The 21,820-nt window shown below is 72.2% G+C and carries 21 protein-coding genes; 12 read left to right on the top strand and 9 right to left on the bottom strand.

Annotated features, from left to right (window positions below):
- Positions 1 to 116 precede the first annotated feature (116 nt).
- Positions 117 to 1,343 carry an acetyl-CoA C-acetyltransferase gene (locus ACWCWD_RS25855; RefSeq protein ID WP_450776095.1) on the top strand — a complete coding sequence of 409 codons (1,227 nt, stop codon included), beginning with the start codon at positions 117 to 119 and terminating at the stop codon, positions 1,341 to 1,343.
- Positions 1,344 to 1,484: 141 nt separating this feature from the next.
- Here ACWCWD_RS25855 and ACWCWD_RS25850 read toward each other — a convergent pair whose 3' ends face one another.
- Positions 1,485 to 2,156 carry a chaplin family protein gene (locus ACWCWD_RS25850; protein ID WP_450776093.1) on the bottom strand — a complete coding sequence of 224 codons (672 nt, stop codon included), beginning with the start codon at positions 2,154 to 2,156 and terminating at the stop codon, positions 1,485 to 1,487.
- A gap of 603 nt (positions 2,157 to 2,759) precedes the next feature.
- Between ACWCWD_RS25850 and ACWCWD_RS25845 the strand changes: the two genes are divergently transcribed.
- The 5 genes from ACWCWD_RS25845 (at position 2,760) to ACWCWD_RS25825 (ending at position 5,844) form a co-directional block, all read left to right on the top strand.
- The gene (locus ACWCWD_RS25845) at positions 2,760 to 3,161 is read left to right on the top strand and encodes a rodlin (RefSeq protein ID WP_450776091.1); all 402 of its coding nucleotides are present in this window, start codon (positions 2,760 to 2,762) and stop codon (positions 3,159 to 3,161) included.
- Positions 3,162 to 3,466: 305 nt separating this feature from the next.
- Positions 3,467 to 3,700, top strand: coding sequence for a chaplin (locus ACWCWD_RS25840; protein ID WP_450776121.1), 234 nt, complete (start codon positions 3,467 to 3,469; stop codon positions 3,698 to 3,700).
- A gap of 268 nt (positions 3,701 to 3,968) precedes the next feature.
- The gene (locus ACWCWD_RS25835) at positions 3,969 to 4,262 is read left to right on the top strand and encodes a hypothetical protein (RefSeq protein ID WP_390957589.1); all 294 of its coding nucleotides are present in this window, start codon (positions 3,969 to 3,971) and stop codon (positions 4,260 to 4,262) included.
- A gap of 195 nt (positions 4,263 to 4,457) precedes the next feature.
- The gene (locus tag ACWCWD_RS25830; RefSeq protein ID WP_390957587.1) at positions 4,458 to 4,868 is read left to right on the top strand and encodes a rodlin; all 411 of its coding nucleotides are present in this window, start codon (positions 4,458 to 4,460) and stop codon (positions 4,866 to 4,868) included.
- Positions 4,869 to 5,436: 568 nt separating this feature from the next.
- Positions 5,437 to 5,844 (top strand): rodlin, encoded by a 408-nt coding sequence (locus ACWCWD_RS25825; protein ID WP_386892168.1) that lies wholly within the window; start codon positions 5,437 to 5,439, stop codon positions 5,842 to 5,844.
- A gap of 145 nt (positions 5,845 to 5,989) precedes the next feature.
- On the opposite strand, the gene ACWCWD_RS25820 is transcribed toward ACWCWD_RS25825, so the two are convergent.
- On the bottom strand, positions 5,990 to 6,490 hold the full coding sequence (locus ACWCWD_RS25820) for a DUF5949 family protein (protein ID WP_450776088.1): 501 nt from the start codon (positions 6,488 to 6,490) through the stop codon (positions 5,990 to 5,992).
- Positions 6,491 to 6,922: 432 nt separating this feature from the next.
- Here ACWCWD_RS25820 and rsgA point away from each other — a divergent pair, with 432 nt between their 5' ends.
- Both rsgA and ACWCWD_RS25810 read left to right on the top strand, forming a co-directional pair.
- The gene (gene rsgA / locus ACWCWD_RS25815; RefSeq protein WP_450776086.1) at positions 6,923 to 8,086 is read left to right on the top strand and encodes a ribosome small subunit-dependent GTPase A; all 1,164 of its coding nucleotides are present in this window, start codon (positions 6,923 to 6,925) and stop codon (positions 8,084 to 8,086) included.
- Between the two features lie 232 nt (positions 8,087 to 8,318).
- On the top strand, positions 8,319 to 8,627 hold the full coding sequence (locus tag ACWCWD_RS25810; RefSeq protein WP_390957579.1) for a hypothetical protein: 309 nt from the start codon (positions 8,319 to 8,321) through the stop codon (positions 8,625 to 8,627).
- 53 nt (positions 8,628 to 8,680) lie between these two features.
- Here ACWCWD_RS25810 and ACWCWD_RS25805 read toward each other — a convergent pair whose 3' ends face one another.
- Together ACWCWD_RS25805 and ACWCWD_RS25800 are read right to left on the bottom strand one after the other, a co-directional pair.
- Positions 8,681 to 9,163: a DUF456 domain-containing protein gene (locus ACWCWD_RS25805; RefSeq protein ID WP_450776084.1), complete on the bottom strand. Its 483-nt coding sequence runs from the start codon at positions 9,161 to 9,163 to the stop codon at positions 8,681 to 8,683.
- Between the two features lie 124 nt (positions 9,164 to 9,287).
- Positions 9,288 to 10,280: a helix-turn-helix domain-containing protein gene (locus ACWCWD_RS25800; RefSeq protein WP_450776082.1), complete on the bottom strand. Its 993-nt coding sequence runs from the start codon at positions 10,278 to 10,280 to the stop codon at positions 9,288 to 9,290.
- A gap of 318 nt (positions 10,281 to 10,598) precedes the next feature.
- Here ACWCWD_RS25800 and ACWCWD_RS25795 point away from each other — a divergent pair, with 318 nt between their 5' ends.
- Positions 10,599 to 12,497: a protein phosphatase 2C domain-containing protein gene (locus tag ACWCWD_RS25795; protein WP_450776080.1), complete on the top strand. Its 1,899-nt coding sequence runs from the start codon at positions 10,599 to 10,601 to the stop codon at positions 12,495 to 12,497.
- A gap of 128 nt (positions 12,498 to 12,625) precedes the next feature.
- Positions 12,626 to 14,368, top strand: a complete 1,743-nt coding sequence (locus ACWCWD_RS25790) for a pyruvate dehydrogenase (RefSeq protein ID WP_450776078.1) — start codon at positions 12,626 to 12,628, stop codon at positions 14,366 to 14,368.
- Between the two features lie 97 nt (positions 14,369 to 14,465).
- Here the strand turns inward: ACWCWD_RS25790 and ACWCWD_RS25785 are convergent, their stop codons facing one another.
- On the bottom strand, positions 14,466 to 14,927 hold the full coding sequence (locus ACWCWD_RS25785; protein WP_450776076.1) for a ribonuclease domain-containing protein: 462 nt from the start codon (positions 14,925 to 14,927) through the stop codon (positions 14,466 to 14,468).
- A gap of 292 nt (positions 14,928 to 15,219) precedes the next feature.
- Here ACWCWD_RS25785 and ACWCWD_RS25780 point away from each other — a divergent pair, with 292 nt between their 5' ends.
- Positions 15,220 to 15,573 (top strand): ATP-binding protein, encoded by a 354-nt coding sequence (locus ACWCWD_RS25780; protein ID WP_450776119.1) that lies wholly within the window; start codon positions 15,220 to 15,222, stop codon positions 15,571 to 15,573.
- A gap of 50 nt (positions 15,574 to 15,623) precedes the next feature.
- Here the strand turns inward: ACWCWD_RS25780 and ACWCWD_RS25775 are convergent, their stop codons facing one another.
- Both ACWCWD_RS25775 and ACWCWD_RS25770 read right to left on the bottom strand, forming a co-directional pair.
- The gene (locus ACWCWD_RS25775) at positions 15,624 to 16,718 is read right to left on the bottom strand and encodes a DUF2637 domain-containing protein (RefSeq protein ID WP_450776074.1); all 1,095 of its coding nucleotides are present in this window, start codon (positions 16,716 to 16,718) and stop codon (positions 15,624 to 15,626) included.
- 193 nt (positions 16,719 to 16,911) lie between these two features.
- On the bottom strand, positions 16,912 to 17,763 hold the full coding sequence (locus tag ACWCWD_RS25770) for a (2Fe-2S)-binding protein (RefSeq protein ID WP_450776072.1): 852 nt from the start codon (positions 17,761 to 17,763) through the stop codon (positions 16,912 to 16,914).
- Between the two features lie 142 nt (positions 17,764 to 17,905).
- Between ACWCWD_RS25770 and ACWCWD_RS25765 the strand changes: the two genes are divergently transcribed.
- Positions 17,906 to 18,772, top strand: a complete 867-nt coding sequence (locus tag ACWCWD_RS25765; protein WP_450776070.1) for a GntR family transcriptional regulator — start codon at positions 17,906 to 17,908, stop codon at positions 18,770 to 18,772.
- A 65-nt stretch (positions 18,773 to 18,837) separates the two neighbouring features.
- Here the strand turns inward: ACWCWD_RS25765 and ACWCWD_RS25760 are convergent, their stop codons facing one another.
- Together ACWCWD_RS25760 and ACWCWD_RS25755 are read right to left on the bottom strand one after the other, a co-directional pair.
- Complete coding sequence (locus tag ACWCWD_RS25760; RefSeq protein WP_450776069.1) at positions 18,838 to 19,623, bottom strand: hypothetical protein; 786 nt, start codon at positions 19,621 to 19,623, stop codon at positions 18,838 to 18,840.
- A 173-nt stretch (positions 19,624 to 19,796) separates the two neighbouring features.
- A complete protein-coding gene (locus tag ACWCWD_RS25755) occupies positions 19,797 to 21,539 on the bottom strand; it encodes a PucR family transcriptional regulator (protein WP_450776067.1) in 1,743 nt (580 codons plus the stop codon).
- Between the last annotated feature and the right edge of the window lie 281 nt (positions 21,540 to 21,820).

Here is a 21,820-nt window from a genome sequence, read left to right as displayed (position 1 = left end):
ATACATCCAGTATCGGGGCGGCCCTCCGCCTTGCGATCGCACGCACCGGACGCCGCCGGACCCGCCCTCCGGGCGGACGGCGCCACTTTCGACACACGCCCTAGAGAGGTCCCACCGTGACTGACCCGCTCGACGTCGTCGTCTGCGAACCGCTGCGCACCCCGATCGGCCGTTTCGGCGGCTCCTTCGCGCAGTCGGCCCCCGCCACCCTCGCCGCCCGCCTCGTCTCCGAGATCGTCGCGCGTACCGGCGTCGACCCGGAGCGGATCGACGAGGTCGTCCTCGGCCACTCCTACCCGACCTCCGAGGCACCCGCCATCGGCCGCGTCGCCGCACTCGACGCGGGGCTCCCCGTCACTGTCACGGGTACGCAGATCGACCGGCGCTGCGGCTCGGGCCTGCAAGCCGTCCTGGACGCGGCGATGCAGATCCGCGCGGGCTTCAGCGAGGTCGTGATCGCGGGCGGGGTCGACGTCATGAGCGCCGCCCCCTACTACACCCATGACGGGCGCTGGGGCATCAAGGGCCCCGGCCTCCAGCTCCACGACTCCCTCGCGCGCGGACGGGCCACCGCCGGCGGCTTCCGCCACCCCGTCCCCGGCGGCATGATCGAGACGGCCGAGAACCTGCGGCGGACGTACGGGATCAGCCGCGAGGACCAGGACGCGCTCGCCCTGCGCTCCCAGCAGCGCGCCGCCCGTGCCGCCGCCGAGGGCCGCTACGACGCGGAGATCGTCCCCGTCACCGTCCGGACCCGCAAGGGCGAGCTGACCGTGACCGCCGACGAGCACCCCCGCCCCGACACCACCGCCGAACAACTGGCCCGGCTGCGACCGGTGATGGGGAAGTCCGACCCGGAGGCGACGGTCACCGCCGGGAACGCCAGCGGCCAGAACGACGCCGCTGCCGCCTGCCTGGTCACCAGCGCCGCGACCGCCGAACGCCTGGGCCTGACCCCGCTGGTGCGGCTGGTCTCCTTCGCCCGCGCCGGTGTTCCCGCCTCTACCATGGGCATCGGCCCGGTGCCCGCGACCCGGACGGCGCTGGAGCGTGCCGGGCTCACCCTCGCCGACCTCGACCTCATCGAGATCAACGAGGCGTTCGCCGCCCAGGTCCTCGCCTGCACACGCGAGTTGGGCCTCGGCGAGAAGGACCACGAGCAGCGCATCAACGTCAACGGTTCCGGCATCTCCCTCGGCCACCCCGTCGGCGCCACCGGCGCCCGCATCCTGGCCACCCTCAGCCGGGAAATGCACCGTTCCGGGGCCCGCTACGGCCTGGAGACGATGTGCATCGGCGGCGGCCAGGGCCTCGCCGCGATCTTCGAGCGCGTCACCGGCTGACCGCCCGCACCGGAGGCGCCGGAAGGGGTGCGACGACGAGCCGGAAGGCGCGGCCGGTACGACGGAACGCGCGGCCGGTACGACGGAAGGCCCGGCCGGGGAGCGGACACTCCCCGGCCGGGCCTCACCGTACGCCGTACGTCAGTTGCGTGCGTCCCGGGCGCGGCGCATCAGCAGCACCCCGCCGAGCAGCATCGCGGCACTGGTACCGGCGGCCAGACCCGTACCGGCCGCACCGGTCTCGGCCAGCTCCGGCGGAGCCGGTGCGACGGGCGTACCCGACGGCGGCTGGTCGGCCGGGGGCTCCTCCGCCGGGGGCTCGTCCGACGGCGGCTGGTCGGCGGGCGGCTGAGCGGTGGGGGGCTGGTCCACCGGGGGCTGGTCGGTGGGCGGCTGGTTCACCGGGGGCTGGTCGACGGGCGGCTGGTCCACCGGGGGCTGGTCGACGGGCGGCTGGTCCACCGGGGGCTCATCGACCGGCGGCTGGTCCACGGGCGGCAGGTCCACCGGAGGCAGGTCGACCGGAGGCTGGTCGACGGGCGGCAGATCCACCGGAGGCTGGCCCGGGGTGTCCGCGTTGACGCAGGTGTTGCCGAAGGCCGGGTTCAGCAGCGCGATGACGTTCACCGTGTTGCCGCACAGGTTGACCGGGACGTGGACGGGGACCTGCGCCACGTTTCCCGAGCCGACCCCGGGGGAGCCGACCGCCGCGCCGGACGCGCCGGCGTCGGCGTACGCCTGGCCCCCGGCGACGGAGAGGAGCCCCGTGGCGGCGGCGATGAGCAGCGTGTTTTTCTTCAGAACCTGTCGCATTTCCTGCTCTTCCTTGGAAATTTCCGTATGAGTGGACTCGTCCGAGGAATGCCGGACGGGCTTCACTGTGCGACCGGGGCCGGAGACCTTGGCGGGGTAGACGTCCCACGTGCGCGCTGGATAACAGCCCTAACGAAACGCGCCCGCGATGGAAACTCGGACTTTTGCGGGAAAGTTTTTCTCACTCGAACGGGTTACACGGGAATGCAATGAATGACGCACTGTCCGAAGAAAGGTTGCGTCAACACCCCGCCGGTGGAGGCGCGGTGGACGCGCGCTCCCGGGGGCGTTCCTTCAACTGCCGCGGCGGCCGGCACGGGTGGGTGTGTCGCGGCGCAATTTACGTGACGAATGCATCGGAATTCCGGCGGGTGTCGAGCGCGCTCGGGAGTGCGGACGAACCGCGACAACAGGGCCCGCGCAGGCGTCGCACGGGCTCGTACGTGCGGTCGGGTATCCACTCGGACGGGCAGTGATTCCCGGGTTTACGCAGGTGGGCGAGGGGACTGCCCGGCAATCGGGTGAACCCGGAGAACCAAAGCGTGAGTAACGAGTTGATCAGGCCGCTCCTCCACGGGGCAACGAGTACGAGAAGGGTTAATCGTGATCAAGAAGGTTCTGGCAACGGGTGCCGTCGCCGCTTCCATCCTCGGTCTCGGGGCCACGCAGGCCATGGCCATCGGCAACGACGGCGGCACGACCTCGGTCAACGGCAACGGTGCCCGGCAGTCCTACGGCAACGCCGAGACCAATGGCGACTGGAGCCCGCAGTTCGGTCTGGTCCAGGGGTCGCTGAACAAGCCCTGTGTCGGGCTGCCGCTCAAGGCCAACCTCGGTTCGCTCATCGGCGCCATCCCGATCTCGGTCCAGGACGTCAACGTGCTGTCCTCGCCGCAGAACCAGCAGTGCACCGAGAACTCGACCCAGGCGAAGGGCGACGAGGCGCTGTCGCACATCCTGGACGACATCCCGATCCTCTCCGGCAACGGCGCCGCCAACAACTGATCCACGCGCACCGCAGGGCCCGGGTCGACGGCCTTCCTCCCCGTCCGGCCCGGGCCCGTCCGCTGTCGTCTCCGCGGCAGTGTTCGTGACGGCCCGTCCGTACCCGCGTGCCTGTCGCGGCGCCGGAATCCGTCGGATCATCGCACCATGCGGGTGGATTTCCAGAAAATCTCTCCTGTGAGAGTTTCGATTCCGCCCGCTCCTCGTTATGAAGGAAAGCGTCGGAGTTGCGAGCGATCGACAGAGCGCTCGTGCGGCACGAAATGCGTGACCGCCTCGGACTCCGCCGCGAGAAAGGGATGAAAATGAAGTACACCAAGGTTGCCGCCGTTGCCGCCGGAACCCTGATGGCGCTGGGTGCCGCCGCCCCCGCCATGGCCGACGCCGGTGCCAATGGCGTCGCCGCCGGTTCCCCGGGCGTTCTCTCCGGGAACGTCATCCAGGTTCCGGTCCACATTCCGATCAACCTCTGCGGTAACACGATCAACGTGATCGGCCTGCTGAACCCGGCCTTCGGCAACACCTGCGTCAACGCCTGAAAAAAGACCGGGTGAGCCGAGCTCACTCATGGTCGGCCCCGGATCGCCTCGGCGACCCGGGGCCTTCGCCTTTTCGCGGGGAGAACGGCCCCGTGAGCCATGGAACGGGCTCCGGGGAACGTCCGGAAAATTCCCGCCGCACGCAGTTTCCCGGTACGGGCCGGGATCGTTGTTCTGGTGCAAGCGGCAGGAGTCACAACCAAACAAGGCTTGTGTGCGGTCGCCCTGAGCGGCCGATACGGCTGCCGCTCCAGAAGGGAAGCTGAAAGTGAAGTACGCGAAGAGCGCCGCGTTCCTTGCCGGTTCGGTGGTCGCCCTCGGAACGGCCGCCCCCGCGTTCGCCGTCGCGGCAGCCCCCACCGCCCCCGTATTCAGTCTCGACACCGGCCTGAACCAGGTCATGGACAACGCTCCGCAGGTCGTCGACGCGCTCGGCGGCACCGTGGACGGCGCGACCGAGACGATGAAGAAGGACGGCACCGTCGGCAAGCTCGCCGGTGAGGCGAAGAGCGCCGCCAAGGGCGCGACGCCCCTCCTGGGCGGACTCTCGCTCGGCGGCTGACGCCAGGTCGCCTGCGCCCGCCTTTCCCGCGGTCCGTGCGGGCGGAAAGGTGCTGGGTACGGCTTCGGGGCCGAAGTTCGAATCCCGGTGGCGAAACACCATTTGAGTGAAACGCCGCAACCAATCCCGCATCCGGGAGTTGATCAGATCGCTCCGGACAGGCGGGCACGTAGACATTTCGAGAAGGGCATTTCCATGTTCAAGAAGATTATGACCTCCGCCGCCGTCGCGGCGTCCGTCGTCGGCGTCTCCGCCGCGTTCGCGCCGTCCGCCATGGCCATCGGCAACGACGGCGGCACCACCTCCGTCAACGGCAACGGCGCCGTGCAGTCCTACGGCAACTCCGCCACCCACGGCGACTGGAGCCCGCAGTTCGCGCTCATCCAGGGCTCGCTGAACAAGCCCTGCATCGCGCTGCCGGCCAAGGCCAACCTCGGTTCGCTCATCGGCCTGGTCCCGATCACCGTCCAGGACATCAACGTGCTGTCCTCGCCGCAGAACCAGCAGTGCACCGAGAACTCCACCCAGGCGAAGGGCGACGAGGCGCTGTCGCACATCCTGGACGGTCTCCCGATCCTCTCGGGCAACGGCGTCGGCAACAGCTGACGCGCAAGGTGCGGGGAGGTGCCGCGACGGCACCTCCCCACACCCGTCGGTTGCGCCAGCACCCGACCGGGCGGGGCCTGTTCCCCGTACGACCGATTCTTCGGGCGTGCGGCGGGGCAGGCCCTTCGTCGTCCCCGCGGTTCGTGTCGGCGCCCTGCCCCGCCCCGCCGCACGCGTGGGGCGGGTTCGGCTCCTGACCTCCCCCGGTAGGCCGTTGGGCCGGATGCCGCAGTTCGGCCGCCGCTACGGCCGGGTGCGGGTAGGGCTCTCCCATGGACCAGTACGACAGTCAGAATCCGCCGCACGGGCAGTCGCCTGCGGAGAGCGACACCCCCATCTACGACCGGCTGTTCGCCGAGTGGCAGGCAGCGAACCGACGATCCGAGCCCGTGCCCGCGACTCCCCGTGTTCCGGCAGCGCGAGATCATCGCAAATCGCCCGAACAGTAGACCAAAGGCGTCTATTTCACGCCAGATCAAACCCATTTGAGTGGTGGTGCGCAACCGAATCTGCGGCACGGGGTTGATCAATACGTTCCACAACGGAACGCTCCGAAAGGTGAAGCGTGATGAAGAAGATGATGACCGGCGCGGCAATGGCTGTGTCCCTGATCGGTCTGTCCGTCGCCGCGGCCCCGATGGCCCTGGCGATCGGCAACGACGGCGGCACCACGACGGTCAACGGGAACGGCGCCGAGTCGGAGGTCGGCAACAGCGAGACCAACGGCGCCTTCAGCCCCCAGAACCAGCTCATCCAGGGCACGCTGAACGACCTGTGCCTCGGTGTGCCGGTCAAGGCCAACGTGGGCTCGCTGATCGGGCTCATCCCGATCACGGTCCAGGACGTCAACGTCCTGTCCAACCCGCAGAACCAGCAGTGCGCGGACAACTCCACGCAGGCCAAGGGCGACGAGCCGCTGTCGCACGTCCTGGACGACATCCCGGTCCTCTCGGGCAACGGCGCCGGCAACAACTGACCCGCGCGCGGCCGGGCGGACGGCGGGGATCTCCTCGTCGCCGCCCGCGCCCGCAGGTGAGGCACCGCTCGTGACGATGCCCACCACCCCACGGGGGGTGGTGGGCATCGTCGTGTCCGGAGGGGTGGAGGAGCAGGCGGAGCGATCAGCCGAGCGCGCGCACCGGCATCAGGCAGTGGGCGGACGTGGCGACGATCTCGGGGTTCGCGGCGTACGCGCGCAACTGGTCCTCGGACACCGGCCGTCCGGGCACCGCCTCGGGCCAGGGGCGGGTCGCGAACATGCCGTACACCTGGCCCTGGTCCGCGGCGGCGGCCAGCCACTCGGCGGGTGCCGGGTACTGCGCGGTGAAGTGGGGGAGGGTCAGGACGGCCTGCCCGGACTGGACGAGGAGCTTGACCTGGATTCCGGGCTGCTCGGCCGCGTTCGCGACGCCGCCGCCGACCTGGAGTCCGGCCCGTTCGAGCGCCGTCCGCATGGAGGCCTCGCCGACCACCGGACCGTCCCGTCCGTCCCCGAGGGAGTAGGTCAGAAGGAAGGCGACATCGTGCCCGCTCTCCGGGTTCCGGCCGCTCCATCCGATCACGATCTGGGTGCCCAACTGGGCAGGGGAGTAGGGGTAGGTGGACGTCTGGGATGAGGTCATGCTCGGCACCCTAACCGTGGCGGAGCGGGTGTTGTGCACGCTTATCACCTGAACGAGGGAGATTTACGCGTAACTCCGGCGCGGGGTCGCGGAAGCGCGCACGGTTGCGGCCGGCTGGGCCGTGTGTCGAGAGTCCCGCCTGTCCGGCGACGCCCGGCACGCGTGCGGAGGCCCCCGGTAATTGCGTTGACGGGCGCCGGGGGCGACTGGCTAGGGTGGACACCGTTCCCCTGCGACATCGCACGGGACGCCGAGTCGGCGAACGGCCACCGGCGAGGAACCAGGAGGTGAGGACATTGATGACTGTCATGGCGACGGGCGCTGCCCGCAATCGGACGAGCTCTGTTCTCCCCCCTGTGGCCACCGGCTGACCTTCACCTCTCTCCGCGCCGAAGCGCGCGCTGCCGGGGCCACCCTGTGAAGGGTTTCCCCTTGTCTTTCTCCTCCCTCACCGCTCTCTCCGGCCTCCCGGCCCCGTCGCACCCCCTCACGCCCTACGGCTGGGACGACGACTGGGCCACCGCCTTCGCCCCGTACGCCGCGCAGGGACTCCTGCCCGGTCGTGTGGTGCGGGTGGACCGGGGCCAGTGCGACGTGATCACTCCCTCCGGCACGCTGCGGGCGGACACCGCCTTCGTCGTGCCCCGCGACCCGATGCGGATCGTCTGCACCGGGGACTGGGTGGCCGTCGACCCCGACGGTGACCCGCTGTTCGTCCGTACGCTGCTGCCGCGGCGTACGGCCTTCGTACGGTCGACCTCCTCGCAGCGCTCCGAGGGGCAGGTGCTCGCCACCAACATCGACCACATCGTCATCTGCGTGTCCCTCGCGGTCGAACTCGACCTCGGCCGGCTCGAACGGTTCCTCGCGCTCGCCCACTCCAGCTCCAGCGGCGACGCCCTGCTGGGCGGCGACGCGGATGCCGGCGGACAGCCCGAGATCGTGGTCGTCCTGACCAAGGCGGACCTGGTGCCGGACGCGGCGACGCTCGCGCACCTCACCGAGGACGTCGCGGCCGTGGCACCCGGCGCGCAGGTCCTCAACGTCAGCTCCCACACCGGCGAGGGCGTCGACGTGTTCACCGCTCTCGTCTCCAGCGGCACGAGCGTGCTCCTCGGCATCTCCGGCGCGGGCAAGTCGACCCTCGCCAACACCCTGCTCGGCGAGGACGTGATGGAGGTGATGGCCACCCGGGACGTCGACGGAAAGGGCCGCCACACCACCACGACCCGGAATCTGCTGGTCCTGCCGCACGGCGGGGTGCTCATCGACACCCCCGGGCTGCGCGGGGTCGGACTCTGGGACGCGGAGCAGGGCGTCGGCCAGGTCTTCTCGGAGATCGAGGAACTGGCCGGGCGCTGCCGCTTCCACGACTGCGCCCACCTCTCCGAGCCGGGCTGCGCGGTGAGTGCCGCCATCGAGGACGGGTCCCTCTCCGCCCGGCGGCTCGACAGCTACCGCAAGCTGCTGCGCGAGAACCAGCGGATCGTCGCCAAGACCGACGCCCGCGTCCGCACCGAGATCCTGCGCGAGTGGAAGCGCAGGGGAGCGGAGGGACGGGCCTCGATGGAGGCCAAGCGGGGGCGCGTCCGCTAGGTGGTGCGCCGGCGGATCATGGCCGGGGTCGCGACGCCCGGAACGGCACCTCGCTGCGTTGCCGAAACGCCCGAATCGCTCCGCGATGAGGACGTTTCGGCGCCTTGCGATACACCGCCCCGGACGCCGCGCCCTGTCCGACCTTGATCCGCCGGACACCACCTGGCCGCCACCTCTCATCGCCGCCGGGCCGGTGCCCCGGTCCGGCGGCGGTGATGAGCTAATGAGTGGCATGACCTATTTCATGTACGACATCACGGGCACTCCGGTCGAGGAGCCCGACGCCGACGCCGTGCGGGAGGCCGTGGCCTCCCTCGGCGAGACGGACCGCGAGAACCCGGACATCTCGCTCACCCACGAGTCCGGCTGGTCCCTGACCGCCTACGCGGGCGGGCTGCTGCTCTGGGAGAACGTGGAGGACGACTCGCTCGTCCCCGGCGTGATCGAGAAGGCCACCACCGAGGACGTGCTCCGGCTCTTCGGCAGGCTCGCCGCCGGGGACACGGACACGGTGGAGGCGGAGGGCTGGCGCCGCGACTGAACGGGTGCGCGGACGGGCGCGGGCGTTCCTGGGCGGTCGGGCACACCCGGCGCTCAGCCCAGGACCACCGCGCCCAGCCACGCCCCGGCCACCAGCAGACACGCGTACAGCTCCACCAGCACCGCGTACCCCGTGGCCCGCATCACCGATCTGACCGAGGCCCATCCGGCGCTCCGGGACCCCAGCCGCAGCCGCTCGACGCCGTAGACACCGCCGACGTATCCGAGGGCCCCGCCCACCACCGGCAGCACGAAGAACCCCCCGATGGCGGCCAGTCCGCCGATGATCAGGGTCCGGCGAGGCGCCCCCGACTCCCTCGGCCGGCGGGGCGGCAGAAGGGGTTTCAGTGCCTGGTTCAGCAGCAGGACCGCCGTCGACCCGATCAGCACCCCCCAGGCGAGCGGCGACACGTCGGTCAGCGCCCACCAGAGCACGGCGGCCCAGACGATCGCCTGGCCCGGTACGCCGGGTACCAGAACCCCGACCAGCCCGAGCAGCATCACCAGGGCCACGGCGACGAGCTGCCACACACTCATCTGACCAGCCTGCCGGAGACCCCGGGTTCCCGCGCGTCAGCGCAGGTCGGACGGCGCGCGCCCGGTCCCGGGGCGAGAGCCGCGGCCCGGGACCCGCCGCAGCGGGCCGGGGCCGGGTACGGAGTCAACGCCTGGGGTGGCTGCGGGCCACCCAGCCGCGCTCGTACGCGTGCCAGCCGAGCTGGAGCCGGGTCGACACACCCGTCAGCTCCATGAGCCCCTTCACCCGGCGCTGCACGGTCCGCAGCCCCAGCTCCAGCTGCTTGGCGACACTCGCGTCCGTCAACCCCGCGAGCAGCAACGACAGGATCTCCAGGTCGGTCGGGTCGGGGCCGTTCTCGCCCTCCTTCAGACACCCCTGCTCGCCCAGCCGGAGCGGCATCGCCTCGCGCCAGACGGCCTCGAACAGCCCCATCAGCGACTCCAGCAGCCCGCTCGCGTGGACGACCAGGGCCGCGGGCTCGGCGTTCCGGCCGGTCAACGGCACCATGGCCAGGGCCCGGTCCGCGACCACCAGCTTCGTCGGGACCCGCTCCACCACCCGGCACTGCTCGTCCCGGCCCAGCGCGGCCGACAGCTCCAGGATGCCCTGAGGCAGCGACAGCACCTCGCGCTCGACGACCACGCGGAACGAGACCCCGCGCGCCGCCGCCCGCTCCTCCGACTCGTTGTCCGTGCCGCTCACCGCGATCGGGTTCCCGGTCACCAGCGCGCAGACCTCGAACGCCGCCCCCAGCTGCAACTGGTGGAAGCGCTGGGCCACCGCGTTCGCCCCGGTCACCACCTCCACCAGGTCGTGGACGGTCGGCTCGCTCGCCTCGGCACGGTACTCGGCGGCCAGCAGCGCCGACGCCAGCTCCGCCTGGTCCAGCTCGTGCCGCTGCTGGATCAGCAGGGCGCCCAGCGCGACGCCGGGCGGCGCCGCCACCCACCGGTCGGACCGCGCCGACGACTGTGCGGCCAGCCCCTGCTGCTCCAGCCGGCGCAGCGTCCGCTCGGTCTCCGCCTCCGGCAGCCCCAAACGGTGGGCGAGATGAGGGAGTTCGGCTGCCCCCAGGGCGACCAGCGCGCGGTAGGCCGCTTCCTGTCGTTCGTCGAGACCTATGGCACTCAGCATTCTCCTCGGACCCTCCCCGGGCGTCACGAATCACGCACCACCTGCACCGGCGGACCCGCCGTGGCGGAAAACGGCCACGGCACAAACCCGCCGTGCCCATCATTCCCGTACCGATGGCCCCCCTGCCAAGGTGGCATGACCCGAGGGCTGTTCCGTGTTTTCCCTGGACACGCGCCGAACAGTCGCGCGGGCCGCCCGGACCGGCCCGCCGGGCGCCCTTCCCGTGGGGGGTGGGGCAGCCCGGCGGGCCCCAAGGCCATCGCCGTGTCTTTTCCCGACGTGCCGGTTCGGGCCGCCGTTCGCGGTGACAATAAGGGCATGAGTCAGCAGGGGGAGAACTCCACCGACCACGAGGACGAGTGGTGGCGCAAGCTCTACGACGGGGCCGCGCCGGACACCGGCCCCGCCGCCGCGCGGGACACTCTGGACGACCGCTTCGACTCCGCCGCGGACGCGGTGAGTTCGCCGACGGACCCGGCCGACGGCTCGCAGGACCTGGCCGACGGCCCGCAGGTCCACGCAGACGGCCCGCAGGTTCCGGCCGACGGCCCGGCGGGCGAAGGTGTGACGGACCAGGGCGCCACCGGTGAGGGCGCGAGGGGCGGGGGCGCGACGTACGGCGACGAAGCGGCCGGGCCGTACGACCAGGCCGTCGACGTCGGCCCGTACGACCGGACTGCGGACACCGCCCCGTACGACCAGGCTGTCGACGTCGGCCCGTACGACCAGGCCGCGGACACCGGGCCGTACGACCAGATTCTCGACAATGGCCCCTACGACCCGGCCGACCCGTACGCCCACGCCGATCTCGACGAGGACGCCCTCCTCGCGGACCAGGACCACGAGGACACGGTCATCACGGACGCCTGGCGCGACGCGGTGTCACCCGGCCCGCACCCGCCCGCGCCGCGCCCTTCCGTACAGCCCGCCCCGCCCGCGCCACGCCCGCCCGATCCCCGCTCGCCGGTGCCCGGACCACCGCCGCAGCACACCGCCCCGCCGCAGCGCCCGCCCGCCTCGCCGCCCGGAGTCGTCCGGTTCGCGGCGCCGTGGGAGACGCCCGCCGGGCCGGCTGTGCCCCGCACCTTCGCCGTGCCCGTACCCCCGCCGCCTCCGCCCCCGGAGGAGCGACGGAACGACACGGCCGGTGGCAGGCACGCCAAGGGCCCCGCCCTGCGGGAAGCGGATGCACCGCTTCCGGTCACCGGGCGCCGGCCGGCCGCTCCGGGCCACCTCGGTGAGCGCCCGCCCGCCTACGAGCCCGAGCCGGCCACCCTGCCGGCCACCACCCCGCTCAACCTCGACGGACTCGTCCCCGACACCGTCCTCGACGGCGCCCGGTACGGCACGTACACGCTCCGTACCGTCTCCGTACGCGGCGACGCGGCCCGGTACCGCGGTGAACCCCGGAGCGACGCGCTGCTCACCGCGCGGTTCGGCAGCGGCGAGGGCGGTCTCGTGCTCGTCGCCGTCGCCCGGGGCACCCGGGGCGCCGAAGGGGCTCACCTCGCGGCGGCGGACGCCTGCCGCTGGATCGGCGGCGCGGTCGGCCGCAGCCACGCACGCCTCTCCGAGGACATCCGGGCCGGGCGCCGGGGCGAGCTGAAGTCCGGGCTGCACCGGCTCACCGACCGTACGTACGGCAAGCTCAGGTCCCGCGCCACCGAACTGGGACTGGACCCGCGGGAGCACACGGTCCACCTGCGCTGCCTGCTGCTCTCCGCCGACCCGCGCTGCCGCACCCGGGTGTTCTTCGGCGTCGGCGGCGGAGGCCTCTTCCGGCTGCGCGACGGCGTCTGGCAGGACCTCGAACCCACCCTCCCCGAGGGCGGAGCGGCCACCGGTGACGCGGTCGTCGGCTTCGGCTCGCCGCCGCGCGAGCCCTACGCGTCCGGCCCGCCCGGCACCGCCGAGGACCGGCTGACGCTGGACCTCCAGATCCCGACGCCCCCGGGGCCGTACATCGAGGAACCGCTGCCCCCGCCTCCGGAGCCCTTCAGGTTCCGGGCGTCCGTGGCCCGTTCGGGCGACACGTTGCTGCTCTGTTCCCCCGGACTCGCCGACCCGATGCGCGCCGAGCCGGTTCTCGCCGGGGAGCTCGCCGCGCGCTGGGCTCCCGAGGGCCCGCCCGGCCTCGCCGACTTCCTGGCGGACCTCCACCTCCGGATCGAGGGGTACGCGGAGGACCGCACCGCCGCCGCGGTCTGGGAGGCGTAACCGCGCCCGCCATGGGTTGATGGACTGCGGAGACCGTCCGGCCGCGATTCCCGGAGGTTCGGGAGTTTCGGGTTCCGCAGCCCGGACAGCCGATCGTGCACGGAGCACGGGCAGAGAGGCGCATTCCCATGGCCAAGCAGAACGTGTCGGAGCAGTTCGTCGACATTCTCGGACGGGCGGGAGTGAAGCGGCTGTACGGCGTCGTCGGAGACAGCCTGAACCCGGTCGTCGACGCCGTCCGGCGCCACCCGGGGATCGAGTGGATCCAGGTCAGGCACGAGGAGACCGCCGCCTTCGCGGCCGGTGCCGAGGCGCAGATCACCGGCAGCCTCGCGGCCTGCGCCGGCTCCTGCGGCCCCGGCAACCTCCACCTGATCAACGGGCTGTACGACGCCCACCGCTCCATGGCGCCGGTGCTCGCCCTCGCCTCGCACATCCCCTCCGGCGAGATCGGACTCGGCTTCTTCCAGGAGACCCATCCGGAGCTGCTCTTCCAGGAGTGCAGCCACTACAACGAGATGATCTCCAACCCGCAGCAGATGCCCCGCCTCCTCCAGACGGCGATCCAGCACGCCATCGGCCGGGGCGGCGTCAGCGTCGTCTCCATGCCCGGTGACGTCGCCTCCCAGCCCGCGCCCGAGAAGTCGGTCGAGCACGCCCTGGTCACCTCGCGTCCCACGGTCCGCCCGGGCGACGAGGAGATCGACAAGCTCTGCAGGATGGTCGACAAGGCCAAACGGGTGACCCTGTTCTGCGGCAGCGGTACGGCCGGCGCGCACGCCGAGGTGATGGAGTTCGCCGAGAAGGTGAAGGCGCCGGTCGGCCACGCGCTGCGCGGCAAGGAATGGATCCAGTACGACAATCCGTTCGACGTCGGGATGAGTGGGCTGCTCGGCTACGGCGCCGCGTACGAGGCGACCAACGAGTGCGATCTGCTGATCCTGCTCGGCACCGACTTCCCGTACAACGCCTTCCTGCCGACCGACGTGAAGATCGTCCAGGTCGACGTCCGCCCGGAACGGCTCGGGCGGCGGTCCAAGCTCGATCTGGCGGTCTGGGGAGACGTGCGCGAGACGCTGCGCTGCCTCACGCCGAGGGTGAAGCCGAAGAGCGACCGCAAGTTCCTCGACCGGATGCTGAAGAAGCACGCCGACGCGCTGGAGGGCGTGGTCAAGGCGTACACCCGCAAGGTCGAGAAGCACGTGCCGATCCACCCGGAGTACGTGGCCTCGGTCCTGGACGAGATCGCCGACGAGGACGCGGTGTTCACGGTCGACACCGGCATGTGCAACGTCTGGGCGGCGCGCTACCTCACGCCCAACGGCAAGCGGCGGGTGATCGGTTCGTTCAGCCACGGCTCGATGGCCAACGCCCTGCCGCAGGCGATCGGCGCCCAGTTCACCGACCGCAACCGCCAGGTCGTCTCGATGTCCGGCGACGGCGGATTCTCCATGCTGATGGGCGACTTCCTCACCCTCGTCCAGTACAACCTGCCGGTCAAGGTCGTGCTGTTCAACAACTCGTCGCTCGGCATGGTGGAGTTGGAGATGCTGGTCTCCGGACTTCCCTCGTTCGGTACGACCAACAAGAACCCGGACTTCGCCGCGGTGGCCCGCGCGTGCGGCGCCTACGGCGTCCGGGTGGAGAAGCCGAAGCAGCTGGAGAGCGCCCTGCGGGACGCCTTCAAGCACAAGGGCCCGGCGCTCGTGGACGTCGTCACCGACCCGAACGCCCTCTCCATTCCGCCGAAGATCAGCGCCGACATGGTGACCGGCTTCGCGCTCTCCGCCGGGAAGATCGTGCTCGACGGCGGGGTGGGCCGGATGCTCCAGATGGCCCGGTCGAACCTGCGCAACGTGCCCCGTCCCTGAGGAAACACCCGCTCGCAGGGCGGGGTTGAGGGGTACGCGCCGCCGGTGGGGGGCGGCGGCGCGTACCGGAACCGGGTGACGCGGCGGGACCGAAGGGTCAGCAGCCGTGGTCGACGAGGTCGAAGGTCACGTAGTGGTCGGCGGTGTAGTAGTCCTGGACCGCCGAACCGGTGACGATCCGCCGGGCTCCCCGGGTGGTGGAGCCCGGCGTGACGACCGTGTACTCGTGGTAGTAGCCGGCGGCCTTGCTGGGCAGGACGCCCTCGCGGTTCTGGAACACCACGCCGTCCTGCGAGTAGGGGAACGGGCCCCCCGCGTCGATGAGGTCGAGCGTGTCGTGCGCCTGGGGCGGCAGGTCGGAGTAGCAGATGCTGCCGACCGACGCCGCGGAGAGCAGCGCGTAGGGGGAGGGGGCGGCGTACGCCGGGGAGGAGGCGTACGCCGCCGCGGAGGTGGGGGAAGGGACCGCGACGGCGGCCGAGACCGGGGCGCCGACGAGGAGCGCGGACAGGAGGGCGGCGGTGCCGCCGAGCGTGATGACCCGTGGGGGGATTCGCATGGGCTCTATGATGACGCGCGTAGATCCCTCCGCGTCAACGGCAACTCCCCGGAATTTTCTGGAAGTTAACCAACGGCTTCGCGAGCGGGCACCACTGTGCGCGACCAAGCGTGATCGCGCGGTGGTGGGGCATGCATTCCGTGAGGACGTTCGAGGGATCGAGGCAGAAGGAGGCTGAATCGGCGTGCGGGCGGGGGACATGATGGAACGTCACAACAAGGCCGGTCACCGCGGAGGCAGGGGACGTTCCCCCGGCGGCGGAGAAGGGCAGGGCGAGTGCCTGTACCGCCGGATCGGGCACACGGACAGCTCCGTCGTCGGAAAGGTCCGGCACGATCTGCGGGACTTCCTCCGGCCCCGGATCCGCACGGAGTCCGTGGAGACGGCGGAACTGCTGATGAGCGAACTGCTGACCAACGCACTGATCCACACCCGCAACGGCGCGGCCGTCACGGCCACGGTCGAGGGGGCGCGGGTCCGGGTGGAGGTGCGGGACTTCGCGTCCGGCATGCCCCGACCGTACGTACCGAACGCCGACGACGGTACGCACGGCAGAGGCCTGATCCTGGTGCGGAGCCTTGCGGACGCCTGGGGGGTGGAAGCGCAGGTCCTGGGCAAGGTGGTCTGGTTCGAGGTCCTGGGTTAGGTTCCGCGGGCGGCGCGTATCACGCTCTTCCCGCGGAACCCGTTCACGGACTAGCCGAACTGCTGCTCAAGATCCTTGAGTTTGCGCTCCAGGGAGTCGAGTCGCGGCAGCGCCTGGGTGTCGTCCTCCGCGGTGAGGTCGACGGTCAGGGGGTCGCCGCCGGAGCCCGCCGTGCCGTTCTTCGGGGCGGGTTCGCCCGCCGCCCGCGGTGAGCCGCTGACGGCCTGCAGCGGCGGCCGGGGGCGCAGCGGGAGCTGGCCGGGTTCCGTCGTGGCGGACTCTACGGCGGGCCGGTCCGAGTTCGGCGAGGGGGGCAGCGCGGGGGCGTCCACCTGGCGGCCTCCCCGCCTGCTCCAGGCACGGTTCTGCCGGTTGAGCGCCTTGATGCGCGCCCGGTCCAGCTTCTCCTGGTCCCGCCTGCGGATGCGGTCCTGCTCCTGCTCGCGGCGGTCTTCGCGTACTTCGTCGACCGCCTCGTCCAGGGTGCGTACCCCTTCGAGGAGCATCAACGACCATGCGTCGAAGGTCTCCCGGGGGGCTCGCAGCCAGCGGACGATCCGGATCTGCGGCAACGGCCGGGGAACCAGGCCCTGTTCGCGCAGTGCGGCCCGGCGGGTCTGCTTCAGCGCGCGGTCGAAGAGCACCGCCGCCGAGAGCGACATCCCCGCGAAGAACTGCGGGGCACCCGCGTGGTCGATGCCGCGCGGCGCGTGGACCCAGTTGAACCAGGCCGCCGCACCGGCGAACGTCCACACCAGCAGCCGCGATCCGAGGGCCGCGTCTCCGTGGCTCGCCTCGCGCACGGCCAGTACGGAGCAGAACATGGCGGCGCCGTCGAGGCCGAACGGGACGAGGTACTCCCAGCCTCCGGAGAGGCCCAGGTTCTGCTGGCCGAAGCCGACGAGGCCGTGGAAGGAGAGCGCGGCGGCGACGGCGGCACAGCAGAACAGCAGGATGTAGGAGGCGGTGGCGTAGAGCGCTTCCTTGCGCCTGCGGCGGTCCTCGCTGCGTTCCCAGGTGTCGTCGGCCGAGGCTTTGCCGGCGGCGCGCTTGCCGCGTGCGACCACCGTCACCGCCGCCATGACTCCCACGAGCAGCACGGCGCCCGGAAGCAGCCAGTCGAGCGACATGTCGGTCAGTCTCATGCGCGGTTCCTCGGGTCACGTAGGTCGTTTCGGACGCCATCGTGACGGAACTTCCGCCCGCCTCAAGCGGATTCGGGGCAAGAGCACGCCTTCGGGGGGCTTTGAACGTACAGGTGACCGCATTTGGGTCGAACTGCCGCGCGAGACGAAAGAGTTGTATTCGAAGCAAGCTCCCTCGCGCGGGTGGTGTCGATCAGAGGGCGGCGCTCAGCTTCTTCACGCGGTCGCTGTCGCACGTGCGCGGGCAGGTGACGCAGGTGTCCTCGGGGCGGATCGTGTAGAAGAAGCAGCAGCTGGCGCGGTCGCGGGTCGGCAGCGACTCGCCGTTGGGGCCGGTCAGTTCACGGAAGCCGGCCGCTCCGACGTACGGCTTGGTGGCGCCCGGCAGCAGGCGCTCCAGTTCGGACACCGCCCGGGTCTCCTCGCCCAGCAGGTGGGCGACGTACCAGAGGGCCTCGACGATCTCGTCCGTCACCATGCCCCACAGCGCCCGCTTCCCGCGCCGCATGCGGGGGCCGAACCCCTCGAGGACGGGGCCCATGTGGGCGGCGACGGAGGCCAGCACCTCGGCCCGGAGCGCCGCCTCGTCGGGCACCACGCGCGCGTCGGGGTGCGAGGCGGCCGGGTCGTCGGGCAGGCAGGAGAACTCGCGCGCGCGGACGGCGAAGTGGCCCAGCGCCCGCTGGAACGCCACGTCCTCGACCGGGACCCGGGGCACCCGCCGGTGCAGGAACCACGGCAGGGTCACGAGCAAGGAGGCGGGCCAGGCGTACCGGTGGAACCCGAAGCCGGCCACCACGTCCGGGCGGCCCCGCTGCTGGTAGTCGCGCAGGATCTGCGCCTCGTCCCACTCCAGGAACGTGTCGACCGCCGCGCCGCCCGAGGCCAGCGCGCCCGCGTGCGCCCAGCCGGAGCCGGAGGGCAGCGGCGCCGCCGCGTCGAGCACGTCGGTGCGCATGCCGGGGAAGACCTTGGCGAGGCGCGCGTACGCGGACGTCACCGGGGAAGCCGGGGCGGTGCCGACGGGCACCGTGGGAACGGTCATGCGGGACCACCGAATCACGAGCGCTGACAGGCAAGGCTTACCTTACCCGAAGTGATCGACGTGTGAACCTGGGGGTCCTGGCCTATCGTGCACGGGTGGCTGCGCCCGTGCGGGACGGGGCGGACGGGGACGAGGAGGACCGGTGGAGCAGGGCAGAGCGCGGGAGGACGGGCTCGCGTTCTCCGCGTACCCGGAGCGTGCCGGGGCCGGTGCCGGTGCCGGTGGGTTCGGAGTCTCCGGTTCGTCCGGCGGGTTCGGTGCGTCCGGTCCGTCCGGCGGGTTCGGGGCGTTCGGAGCCGGTCCGGCCCCTCGCGTACCCGCCCAGGCCGGACGCGGTACGGAGCGGGGCGAGCACTCCCACGCCGAGGCCGCCGCGCCCCCGCCCGTCCGCCGGCACTCCGTGCGCGGGCAGATCCTGGACGCCCTGCGCGACGCCCTGGCGGCCGGGGATCTCGTCCCGGGGCAGGTGTACTCCGCTCCCGCACTCGGCGCGAGCTTCGGCGTGTCCGCCACCCCGGTGCGCGAGGCGATGCAGCGGCTGGCCGCGGAGGGCGCGGTGGAGGTCGTACCGAACCGGGGCTTCCGCGTCGTCGAGCGCGGCCCGCGCGAACTGGCCGAACTGGCCGAGGTCCGCGCGCTGATCGAGGCCCCCGTGGTGCTGCGGCTCGCCCGGACCGTATCGGCCTGCCGCTGGGGAGCCCTGCGGCCGCTGGCGGAGGCCACGGTCGCCGCGGCGGCGACCGGTGACCGCTCGGCCTACGCGGAGAGCGACCGCGCCTTCCACCGGGCCCTGCTCGGCTTCGCCGGCAACGCCCAGTTGGTGGCCCTCGCCGACGACCTGCACCGCCGCTGCCCGGGGCCGCTGCCCGGGACCGCGCCGGGCCGGCCCGCCGGACTGCGGGCCGACGCGGCGCAGCACACCGCGCTGCTGGACGCGCTGATCGAACGCGACACGACGGCCGTACGCGCCCTGGTCGCGGAGCACTACCGGAGTCCGGCGGACGCCTGAGCCCGGGCACCCGCCGGACGCCCGAGCGCGGGCATCCGCCGGAGTGCGCCGTCCGTCCCCGGCACTCAGTTCGCCGCGGCGACCTCCGGACCGGGCGGCTCGTCGAGCAGCGGGGCGAGCCAGGTCGGTACGCCGCCCAACAGGCGGAAGAGACGACCCGCCTCGGCGCGCAGCCGGGTGGCCACCGGTTCGGTCTCGGTCTCCGCGAGCGAGATCAGCGCGGGGGCCGTCCCGACCAGGTAGCCCAGCTCCTCCCTTATCCGCAGCGACTCCGCGAAGCCGTGGCGTGCCTCCGCGAGCTCACCCGAGCTCAGGGCCAGGGACGCGAGGTGACGCCAGGTGAAGGAGAGCAGTAACGCGTCCCCCCGGGCGGTGGCGCCCGCGTGCGCCCGCCGGAAGGCGGCCCGCGCGGAATCGGGCGCCTGGGCGATGTTCTGCGCGATCAGCCCGCGCCGGAAGTCCAGCAGGGGCCGGCCCGGCGCGTCCGGAGCGAGGAGGGCCGCCGCGCGGCTGAGTGCGACGGACGCCTCGTCGGCACGGTCGCGGATGCCGAGCAGGGTGGAGGCATACGCCAGATAGCCGCGTTCGCAGGCTGCGGCTCCCCGCTCGGCGTTGTCCTTGGCGAGCGCCTCGGCCGCCCGCAGGGCTTCCTCGGCTTCGGTCCAGCCCTTGGTCGTGTAGAGGCAGCGCTCGGTCAGCAGGGCGGCGCGCTGGAGGGCGGCGGCCGGATCGGTCGCCGCGCTCGGACCGAGCAGCGCGGCGGCATCCGTCCAGCAGGCGCGGGAGCGCAGCCGCCACACCGCGGTCAGGAGGGGAGGTTCGTCATCGGCTGTCGTTCCGGACCCAGACATGGCGGTGTACGCCACATTGCCTCCCCGAGCGCGCCATTGAGCTGTTGAGTGTGGGCGCATCTCAGCACGGATCGGCAGCCCGGCCAAGAGGGCGGGCCAGGTTCAGGTGAAAGATTTCACAAACAGGTGTCGGCCTTGCCGGGCCCGTGCGGGGCCCGGCCGGACGAGGAAGGTCAGCTCATGCGCAGGGCGAGGAAGAAATCGAGCTTGTCCTCCAGCCGCGAGAGGTCGCGGCCCGTCAACTGCTCGATACGCCCGACGCGGTAGCGCAAGGTGTTGACGTGCAGGTGGAGGCGGGTCGCGCAACGGGTCCATGAGCCGTCGCTCTCCAGGAACGCCTCCAGGGTCGGGATCAGCTCGGCGCGGTGCCGCTCGTCGTAGCTCCGCAGCGGGTCGAGCAGCCGTGCGGTGAAGGCCCGCCGTACGTCGTCGGGGACGAACGGCAGCAGCAGGACGTGCGACGCCAGCTCGTCGTGGCCCGCCGCGCAGACCCGGCCGGGGCGGGCCGCCGCGACCCGGCGGGCGTGCCGGGCCTCCTCCAGCGCCCCGCGCAGCCCCTCGGCCGAGTGGACCGCCGCGCTGACGCCCAGGGTGAGCCTGCCGTCGTCCGCGAGTCCCGCCGAGAGCGGTTCGCGGACCGCCTCCAGCAGGGCTCCCGCGCGCAGGGCCGGGTCCGCCCCGTAGGCGCCGCTCCGGTCGTCCGGTGCCCCGTCGCCGGGCACCGGCGCGGCCGGGGCGACCGCCGGCAGCGGTACGAGCGCGATGGCCTCGTCCTCCGTGTACGCCACCGCTATCCGGTCCGCCGAATCCGGCCCGGTGACCGCCGGGTCGACCAGGATCTCCTCCAGCAGCGCCTGGGCCACCGGACCGCCCGCCGGGTCCTCGGTGCCGGTCCGGGCCGGGGAGCCGTTGTCCGGCGCCTCCCACTCCACCCGCGCCACCACGACCTGCCAGTGCGGAGCGGCACCGAGCCCCGGCAGCAGCACCGGCGCGGCCACCCGCAACCGGGCCGCGATCTCCGCCGGGGCGGCGCTCGTCTGCACGAGCTCCAGCACTTCCTGGGCGAGCCGGCGGCGTACCGTACGCGCGGCGTCGCGCCGGTCGCGTTCGACGGCGATCAGCTGGGTGACGCCCTGGAGCAGGTCCAGCCGGGCCTCGGGCCAGTCGCCCGGGTCGGCCTCCACCGCGAGGAGCCACTCCGAGAGCGCGGACCCCCGGGCGTCCTGCGGGGCGGGCACCGATCCCCGGCCACTGTTCCGGATCGGGAAGAGCGCGTACGTGGTGCCGTCCACCGAGGTCGCGTGCGGACCCCGGCGGCCGGTCCTGGCCGCCGCCAGATGACGGCCGGCGAGAGCCGTCGCGACCGGGCCGGGCAGCGGCTTCCCGGCGTCGGCGATCCGGCGCCCGGTGGGGGAGAGCACCCACGCCGACAGGGACAGATCTCCGGCGAGCAGGTCCAGGACCACCTCCGGACCGCCGCCCGCCGGACCCGAGGTCATCAGCCGGCGGTGGCGGTCCACGACGGCGGCCAGATCCCCGGCGCGTTCACCGGACACCTGCCGTACGACGTACTCGGTGATCGTTGCGAAGGCAACCGTCTCGTTCACCGCGAAGAGCGGCATGCGATGGTGCCGGCAGGCCTCGACCAGGTCCTCGGGTATGGGGCCGAGCTCGGCCTCGCCCGCCGCCAGCGCGCTGACCCCGGCCTGGGCGAGTATCCGGACGAAGGGCTCCGAATCCGTCGCGTCGTGGCGCCAGGCCAGCCCGGTGAGCACGAGCTCGCCGCCGGAGAGGTAGCGGCTCGGGTCGCGCAGGTCCGTCGTCATGACGCCCCGGACCGGACGGTCCAGCTCGTCCTCGCCGCCGAGCAGCCGCAGCCCCAGCGCGTCGGTGTCCAGCAGTGCGCGCAGCCGCATCTCGTTGCCGCCGATCTGTTTTTCGTAGTTCCAGGGGTCCTGTGAATTGCGGCGAGGTTTCCGACCCTCACCATTCGTTCGAATCTACAAGACGAGCGAGGAGACCAGCCAACTCCTTCATTGTTTCGGTGACTGCACCGGTTGGAGCACGGCTTGTGTACTGGAGGCCACCCTGCGTCAACAACTGATGAAGGGCGACCGTTCCCGGCCCCACGCGGACCGTCTTCCCCGACCCGCACGGAACGCTCCCCGGCCCCACGCGGGGGTCCCGCGAGGGGTCC

The sequence above is a fragment of the Streptomyces sp. NPDC001493 genome (assembly GCF_053597235.1).
This window is presented reverse-complemented; position numbering and strand designations above follow the sequence as displayed.